Origin of the sequence: Mycobacterium sp. (assembly GCF_035499775.1) — a bacterium.
Taxonomy (GTDB): domain Bacteria; phylum Actinomycetota; class Actinomycetes; order Mycobacteriales; family Mycobacteriaceae; genus Mycobacterium.
This window is the reverse complement of record NZ_DATJYB010000287.1, coordinates 1-6,977: the sequence shown is the minus strand read 5'-3', so window position 1 is coordinate 6,977 and position 6,977 is coordinate 1. Positions and strand designations below refer to the sequence as shown.

General features: G+C 63.7%; 8 protein-coding genes and 3 pseudogenes. 6 read left to right on the top strand and 5 right to left on the bottom strand.

Going from position 1 to position 6,977, the window contains the following annotated elements; genetic code table 11:
- Both VML93_RS18515 and VML93_RS18510 read left to right on the top strand, forming a co-directional pair.
- A pseudogene (locus VML93_RS18515) lies at positions 1-199 on the top strand (TCP-1/cpn60 chaperonin family protein); the annotation flags it as partial.
- Between the two features lie 128 nt (positions 200-327).
- Entirely contained in the window at positions 328-1,839 is a 1,512-nt protein-coding gene (locus VML93_RS18510) for an adenylate/guanylate cyclase domain-containing protein (protein WP_325612874.1), read from the top strand.
- A gap of 33 nt (positions 1,840-1,872) precedes the next feature.
- Here the strand turns inward: VML93_RS18510 and VML93_RS18505 are convergent, their stop codons facing one another.
- Entirely contained in the window at positions 1,873-2,271 is a 399-nt protein-coding gene (locus tag VML93_RS18505; protein WP_325612872.1) for a lipoprotein LpqH, read from the bottom strand.
- A gap of 89 nt (positions 2,272-2,360) precedes the next feature.
- Entirely contained in the window at positions 2,361-2,849 is a 489-nt protein-coding gene (locus tag VML93_RS18500) for an L-2-amino-thiazoline-4-carboxylic acid hydrolase (protein ID WP_325612870.1), read from the bottom strand.
- A 231-nt stretch (positions 2,850-3,080) separates the two neighbouring features.
- Between VML93_RS18500 and VML93_RS18495 the strand changes: the two genes are divergently transcribed.
- On the top strand, positions 3,081-3,602 hold the full coding sequence (locus tag VML93_RS18495) for a DUF2510 domain-containing protein (protein WP_325612878.1): 522 nt from the start codon (positions 3,081-3,083) through the stop codon (positions 3,600-3,602).
- Between the two features lie 52 nt (positions 3,603-3,654).
- Positions 3,655-4,452 carry an enoyl-CoA hydratase gene (locus VML93_RS18490; protein WP_325612868.1) on the top strand — a complete coding sequence of 266 codons (798 nt, stop codon included), beginning with the start codon at positions 3,655-3,657 and terminating at the stop codon, positions 4,450-4,452.
- A 112-nt stretch (positions 4,453-4,564) separates the two neighbouring features.
- Here VML93_RS18490 and VML93_RS38635 read toward each other — a convergent pair.
- Both VML93_RS38635 and VML93_RS38630 read right to left on the bottom strand, forming a co-directional pair.
- Positions 4,565-4,720 (bottom strand): annotated as a pseudogene (locus VML93_RS38635) (adenylate/guanylate cyclase domain-containing protein); the annotation flags it as partial.
- Between the two features lie 289 nt (positions 4,721-5,009).
- A pseudogene (locus tag VML93_RS38630) lies at positions 5,010-5,189 on the bottom strand (alpha/beta fold hydrolase); the annotation flags it as partial.
- Between the two features lie 257 nt (positions 5,190-5,446).
- Here VML93_RS38630 and VML93_RS18480 point away from each other — a divergent pair.
- Positions 5,447-5,869, top strand: a complete 423-nt coding sequence (locus tag VML93_RS18480) for a Rid family hydrolase (protein WP_325612864.1) — start codon at positions 5,447-5,449, stop codon at positions 5,867-5,869.
- A gap of 112 nt (positions 5,870-5,981) precedes the next feature.
- Here the strand turns inward: VML93_RS18480 and VML93_RS18475 are convergent, their stop codons facing one another.
- The gene (locus tag VML93_RS18475; RefSeq protein ID WP_325612862.1) at positions 5,982-6,443 is read right to left on the bottom strand and encodes an OsmC family protein; all 462 of its coding nucleotides are present in this window, start codon (positions 6,441-6,443) and stop codon (positions 5,982-5,984) included.
- A gap of 170 nt (positions 6,444-6,613) precedes the next feature.
- Here VML93_RS18475 and VML93_RS18470 point away from each other — a divergent pair.
- Positions 6,614-6,977 (top strand): hypothetical protein (locus VML93_RS18470; protein WP_325612860.1); only part of this gene is annotated, 364 nt, incomplete at its 3' end.

Genomic DNA, 6,977 nt, shown 5'->3' with positions numbered 1-6,977 from the left:
GCCGGCCGGGCAGGGGTTGAACGCCGACACGTTGAAGTACGGCGATTTGGTCGCCGACGGCGTCATCGACCCGGTCAAGGTCACCAGGTCGGCGGTGCTCAACGCGGCGTCGGTGGCCCGGATGGTGCTCACCACCGAGACGGCAGTGGTCGACAAGCCGGCCGAGGCGGAAGACGACCACGGCCACCATCACCACTAGGAAGTAACTGACACGAAACACCCCCGGTCTAGGTCGGGGGTGCTTCGTTTTCGTCAGCGAGCGGGGAACGACGGGAACACTTCGTTAATGGCCGCAGCTCAACGGCTACGGACGTTTAACCTCGCGGCATGGATCGCGTCTGGCAGTGGGTGTGGGATCGGTACGCGGCGACGTACTCGTGGGCACTATGGGCAGTCATGTTCGCCGTGCTCCTGCCGGCCTACCTCATGTTGTCGTCTATCGTCGTCGCCTACGAGAAGTCTGATCGCTACGTCGAGGCCGCAGCCGTCACCGTCGTGGCCGTGCCGCTGCTGGCGTACATGTACTTTCTTCCCGGCCTGGGACGCCTTCACCCCGTGGAGCAGTGGGCCGGCGGCCACGACGTCGATCGGGTGGAGGCACTGGACGCCACCTATGTCACCGCCCGGGGTGCGGTCGCCCGAGGGTTGGGAAGCAACGTTATTGCGCTTGCCCTCATGTTTGTCGTTGTCGGTGCGATCGCGGGAGCGACCGAGTGGCGCCTGGTCCAGTACGGGATTTTGGGCGCCTGTTTCGCAGCTGCTGCCCAGTTGATCGGTGTGCACAGCTGGGTGGAAGGGGCGCTGCGACCGGCCAGGGTCGCCATCGCAGGTGACACGGGAATCGGTGACTCTTTGCCCCGCTCCAGGCCGACGTTTGCCGCATGGTCGAAGATTTCGATGCTCGCGGTCGCGTTCGGCTTTTCAATCGGGGCCGCGTTGCTGGGCGCCGCGTTCCATCAGGTCGCCGAAAACCCCGTCCTCGCCGTGGTGATCGGGTGTGTAGCGCTTGGCTTCGCGGTGCCGATTAGCGTCGGTGCCGGGTTCGCGCCGTCAATGCGACCCATTCGCGACCTGGCCGAAGGAACGGAACGCGTTGCGGCCGGCGACTACAGTCAACGCCTGCCGGTGGTTCAGGACGATGACCTCGGCGCGCTGGCGGCGTCGTTCAACCGGATGCAGGCTGGTTTGGCTGAGCGGCAACGACTTCAGGCGGCGTTCGGCACCTACGTCGACCCTGTTCTGGCGGCGCGGCTACTTGAGCAAGGTAATGACGTCTTCATCGGCGAGCGCCGCGAGGTGACGGTGATGTTCGTCGACGTCCGTGACTTCACCCCGTTCGCCGAGGCGAATACCGCCGAGGACACGGTCGCCCGTCTCAACGCTTTGTTCGAGATAGTGGTGCCCGCGATCGTCGATGCCGGTGGGCACGTCAACAAGTTCCTTGGCGACGGCGCTCTAGCCGTCTTTGGCGCGCCGAACGACCTCGCGGATCATGCCGACTCCGCGGTGAGCGCCGCGGTGCTGATTCACCGCCTGGTGGCCGAGCGGTTCGACGGGGAGCTTCGGATCGGCATCGGGATCAACACCGGTGTGGTGATCGCGGGCACCATCGGCGGTGGAGGCAAGCTGGAGTTCACTCTGATCGGCGACACGGTCAACGTCGCCGCCCGCGTAGAGCAGCTCACCAAGACCACCGGCGATTCAATCCTTCTCACCCAGGAGTCCGTCGACGCCCTCACTAATCGACCGCCCGGACTCACCGACCGGGGATCGCATGCGCTGAAAGGTAAGTCAGCCGCAGTAAAGGTTTTCGGGCTCGGCCCAGCGGTGACTCGTTGACGGCTTACGTCCCGGAACCGTCCGAGGAGCAACCTACGGGCATTTGATCTTGAGCTCGAAAGGCTTTGGCGCGCTTGAGTCATTCGTGTCAGCTGGAACCGCCTCGCCGGTGATGTCGTACGTGCCATCCTGACCGAGCGAGAGGTTCGCGTTGCGTCCCACGAGGGGCTTTCCCGTCGAGTTGCCCAGCTTGACCTCCTCGATTCCGGAATTTTGCGGTGCCACGTGAACGTAGACGCCGCTGGGCATTTCACCGACCTGGATGGCTTCACCGGCGGAGTGGGAGCTACACGAAACCGAACCTTGGACCACCTGGTTCTTGCCGTCGATGGTGAGGCTGACGCCAGGGGCCGGGGCCGCTGCTCCTGGTGAGCAACCAGCTACCCACAACAGACTCGCCGCCAAACTCAACAGAGCCGGATGTCGTTGCATTGTCTGCTCCTAATGCTTGCCGGAATCCTGCTGCTATGCCCGCCGGAACCGTCATTCAAACGCGCGAAGACATGCATGACGGGCAAACATCAACCTCCGTCATTTTGCGGCTTGGCTTCTTCGCCCTCGGCCGCCGTTCGTAACCGCCAGCGGAAGTCGCAATGGCTTGCGCCGCCCATGATGGTTTGGGTGCGACGGAACTCCCAATCGGGGCGCAGCGCCGCCTCTGCTGCGAAGTCGACGCCACAGGTCAGGAGTGCCCCGACGTCGGCCGCCCCGATCCCACGGAAGTATTCCGCGAACTGGCATCGGGTCATGTTGACCGCGTATGTCGTGTCCGAGTCTTCGACGACGTCGGTTTCGATAGGCAACTGAGCCTCTATATCTGTGTTGCGCGGGTGGGAGTTTCGCGCAGTGACCGCCTTGGTCTGCCATTCCGCATACGATTCCGCGATCGCCTGACCCACAAGCGCGTGCGCGCGCCCCTTGCCGAGCTCGCGCTCGAGCGCTCTCACGATCGGGATCACAGCGCGGGCCTGGATCTTGACGGCTTCCAGCGCCGTGGTCTGTTTCGGCATTTGCGCCTCCGTTCTGCACAGCCGCTATGCGCGGGTCCACTCGTGGTAACCCACGATATGACGCGAGGGTATTTCGTCTCTCTTTGTTGAGGCCGGCTTTTCTTGCGGCCCGCCGAGAGTTTGGTGACGCCGGATATATGTGTGATTCACTGGGGCGCACGTCGAACTCAAAGCTGGAGGTAAATTTCCGCGAGCCGTTCGACAGCGAACCTGGAGGTTTCGCCCGTGACAATGTCCAATCAACCCGGCTGGTACGACGACCCCGAGAACCCGAATGTGCTGCGTTACTGGGACGGTCGAAACTGGACGCAAAACCGGCAGCAAAAGCAATTCCCGGGACCTGTGCCCCAGGCGTCGTACCTGCCCCAGGCGCCGGGCCTGCAACCGCAGTGGCAACCGCCGGTCGGGGGAGCGCCGCGAAAATCGCGGACCGGCCTGGTGATCGGACTAATCGTCGCAGGGGCGATCGCCCTTATCGTGGGAATAGGCGTAGTGGTGATCGTGCTCGTCGCTGCGAACACAAAATTCATCATTGCGGACAAGGCCGCCGGAATTCTCAGGGATGGGGTGTCGCGGCAGAGTGGGTTCACGCCGACCGACGTGAGCTGTCCCTCCGGAGTCGAGGCCAAGGTAGGCCAGACATTTGACTGCCACTTCAACGGCCCCGGCGGGCGCTACACCTCGCACATGAAGGTCACGAAGGTCGACGGCGACTATGTTGAATTCGACATGAGGTGGAGCCCAGATAATTGACGCTCGCCTGGGCACGCCGTCAGCTCCACGACAATCGAATGAGGTCAGCGAGATGGAAGAACCGCTGCTGCTACAACACCGCGACGATCGCGGCGTCGTCACGCTGACGCTGAACCGGCCGCAGGCCTTCAACGCGCTGTCGGAGGCGATGCTCGCAACGCTCGGCGAGGTCGTTGACGCGCTCGTCAAAGATCAGGGGGTGCGCGCGGTCGTTCTCGGGGCATCCGGGAAGGCCTTCTGCGCCGGCCACGACCTGAGGGAAATGCGGGCCGAGCCTTCGCTTGAGTACTACCAGCGCCTGTTCACACAGTGCACCGCCGTGATGCTTTCGATCCAGCGCCTGCCAGTGCCGGTGATCGCGCGTGTCCACGGTCTCGCGACCGCTGCGGGCTGCCAGCTCGTCGCGATGTGTGACCTGGCGGTGGCGAGCGACGACGCGCGATTCGCGGTCAGCGGCATCAACGTCGGGCTCTTCTGCGCGACCCCGGGAGTCGCGCTGTCGCGCAATCTGCCACGTAAAGCCGCCTTCGAGATGCTCGTCACCGGCGAATTCATCTCTGCGGAGGAAGCCCACGTGTTGGGTCTGGTCAACAAGGTGGCGGCGCCCGAGGCGCTGGACGACGAGGTCGAGACATTGGTTGCGCGCATTGTCGCGAAGCCGGCTGTTGCGGTCGCAATGGGGAAGGCGCTGTTCTACCGGCAGATCGAAGTCGGCATCGAGTCTGCCTACGCGGACGCGGGGGCGACGATGGCCTGCAACATGATGGATGCCAGCGCGCTCGAGGGCGTCCAGGCCTTCATCGAGAAGCGCCCTCCCAGTTGGTCAGCGGCGCAGACGTCAATTGCCTAGCTTGGGATTGGGCCGGCCGCGGCCGGTGCCCGACTGTGGGGCTAATGTACGAAATGCCAACGATTTTCGTGCATAGGCCCCACGGTCGGCGGGGGTCTACGAGTCGAAATCGTCAATTCTCGACGGCAAATATCCGCCACTCGTCGGGCACACCTTTGAGCACGTGAGTCCCACGGTCGGCGAACGTCAGACCGGAGCCGGCCACCAGGTCCTTGACCGTCGACGACACCAGAACCTCGCCCGGTCCGGCGAGTGCTGAGACGCACGCGAATCGCCGACAAGAGGTAGCGCACATCGATCTCGGTGACCATCTGCATGATCGCGACCGCAGCTCCCGGACTTGCCGATAGCCGCTCCCATCGTGCGTGTGCTTTCTGCCACGCGGGATCGTCGGCTCGGTCGGGCGCGAGGAGGAAGAGGGGCAATGCCCCCTGCCCGCGACCCCAGTTCTCCTCGATCTGCCGCCCACCATCAGCCCAGATTTCCTCGGGAATGCCGTCCGGGTAGCCGGGCGCCCACGCCATGCGCGGATACGCGCCGTACAGGACGAGTGCCGACATACGCTCCGGGTATGTCGCCGCGAAGAGGATGGATAGGGCTCCGCCTTCCGAGCTTCCGAACACGGCAGCCCGCTGCGAGCCAGCGGTGTCCATCACGGCGCGCAGATCATCCATCCGTTCCTCGAGCGTTGCCACGGCGACCCGATCGGACAGGCCGGTGCCCCGCTTGTCGAACATGATCAAACGACAGAACGATGCGAGACGCTCGAAGTATCTGCGCTCGGCTGGGTCCTCCCACTGGAGCTCGAGGTTCGAGACGAACATCGGAACATGAATGAGGTCGAACGGTCCGTCGCCGACGACCTGGTACGCGATGCTCACGTCACCCGACTTCGCATAGCGGGTTTCGGGGACTTCGAACACGTAAGCAGTCTAGGTCGCTGTGATAGGAAAACGGGCGCGTCTAATCAGCAATCACCTGCAAGATGACATACATGAACAGCCCATCGTTCTTCGTCACTCCCGGGTATGGCGAACGCCAGAAACAGAACTTGCACTATTCGCAGGCCGTTCGGTACGGCAACCGGGTCGAGATCTCCGGCCAGGGCGGTTGGGACGACGACTGGTACTTTCCAGCATCGGTCCGAGACGAACTGATTCAGGCCTTCGACAACGTCGAGCGGACGCTGGCGACTGCCGGAGCATCGTGGCGCCACGTGGTCAGCGTTCACTCCTACCATGTGCCGGACGCTGACGGCCTGATCGGTCGGGATCACCTGACCACGATGGCGGAACAGTTTCGCCGGCGGATGGGTGAGCGCGCTCCGCTGTGGACATGCATCGGCGTCGCGGCCCTGGCAAGTCCAACGATGCGGGTCGAGCTTCAAGTCACTGCACTGATCGACGACGACGGGTGACACTGGCGGCGTCCGAGCGCTCTTCATCACGTCGTCGACGACGTGCCGGCGGCCACACTGCAGACCGGACTTGCCCTCCTTGGGGTCGCCACCCAGGCGCCCTGATGCGCTGTCAGCGCAACGATGTGACGACCCGGACCTCCGAGGTGAGGGTCTGATGAACGGGGCAGCGTTCGGCGATGTGCAGTAACCGCTGCCGCTGAGTGTCGTCGAGATCGCCGGTTATCTCGATTTCGCGGTCGATCTGATCGATCCATTCGCTGGTGGCTTCGCAGTCCGCGCAGTCCTTTGCGTGAATTCGCGAGTGCCGTAACGCCACTCGAACTCGCTCGAGTGGCCAGCCGTTGCGATTGGCGTACATCCGCACCGTCATCGAAGTACATGCCCCGAGCGCGGCCAGGACCAGATCGTAGGGTGTCGGCCCCGCGTCGTCGCCGACCGGTCGCGGCTCGTCGGCGAAGAGCTGGTGGTGCCCGGCGGCGATCTGCTGCGTGAAGATCCCGGTGCCTGTCTCGGTGACGGTCACCGCGCCCTCGGACGACGCCGCATCACCGCCAGTCTCATGTGTGGTCATGCCGCCATCCTGGCATCGTGCTGGACAGCCGGCGCCGGCGCTCCAAGAACTTCTTTAGGAGCTACCAAGGGCTGACTGCGAATGTCTTCGCAGGAACGACTTTGCCGTCACTCAGCCAACCCACAAACCGAAGTCGACCCCCGTAAACCGAAATCCATTCAGGAGGATCAGTGTCACATCCATATTGGGCAGTTGCCGAGCGCAACGTGTCTCAAGCAGTCATCGATTGGCCTGAGCACGCGGAGCCCTATGCCGCGCCTCAGTACGGCGTCGTGCCGCAGTACGGTGCTCCGGCCCAGGGCTACGGTTCGCGACGCGCCCCAGGCACCGTCATTGCCGCGGCGGTCCTCGCATTTGTGATCGGCGGGCTGGGCGTGCTGGTCACCGTTTTTTGTGTGCTGGCACTCGCATTGATGGGTACCTTCAGCGCCGGCCGCTATGGACCGCTTATCGCCGCGTTGATGGTGATGATTTTTGTCATCGTCCTGCTGGTAGCTGCCCAGAGTGCGCTATTCATCTGGGGCGGCGTCAGGG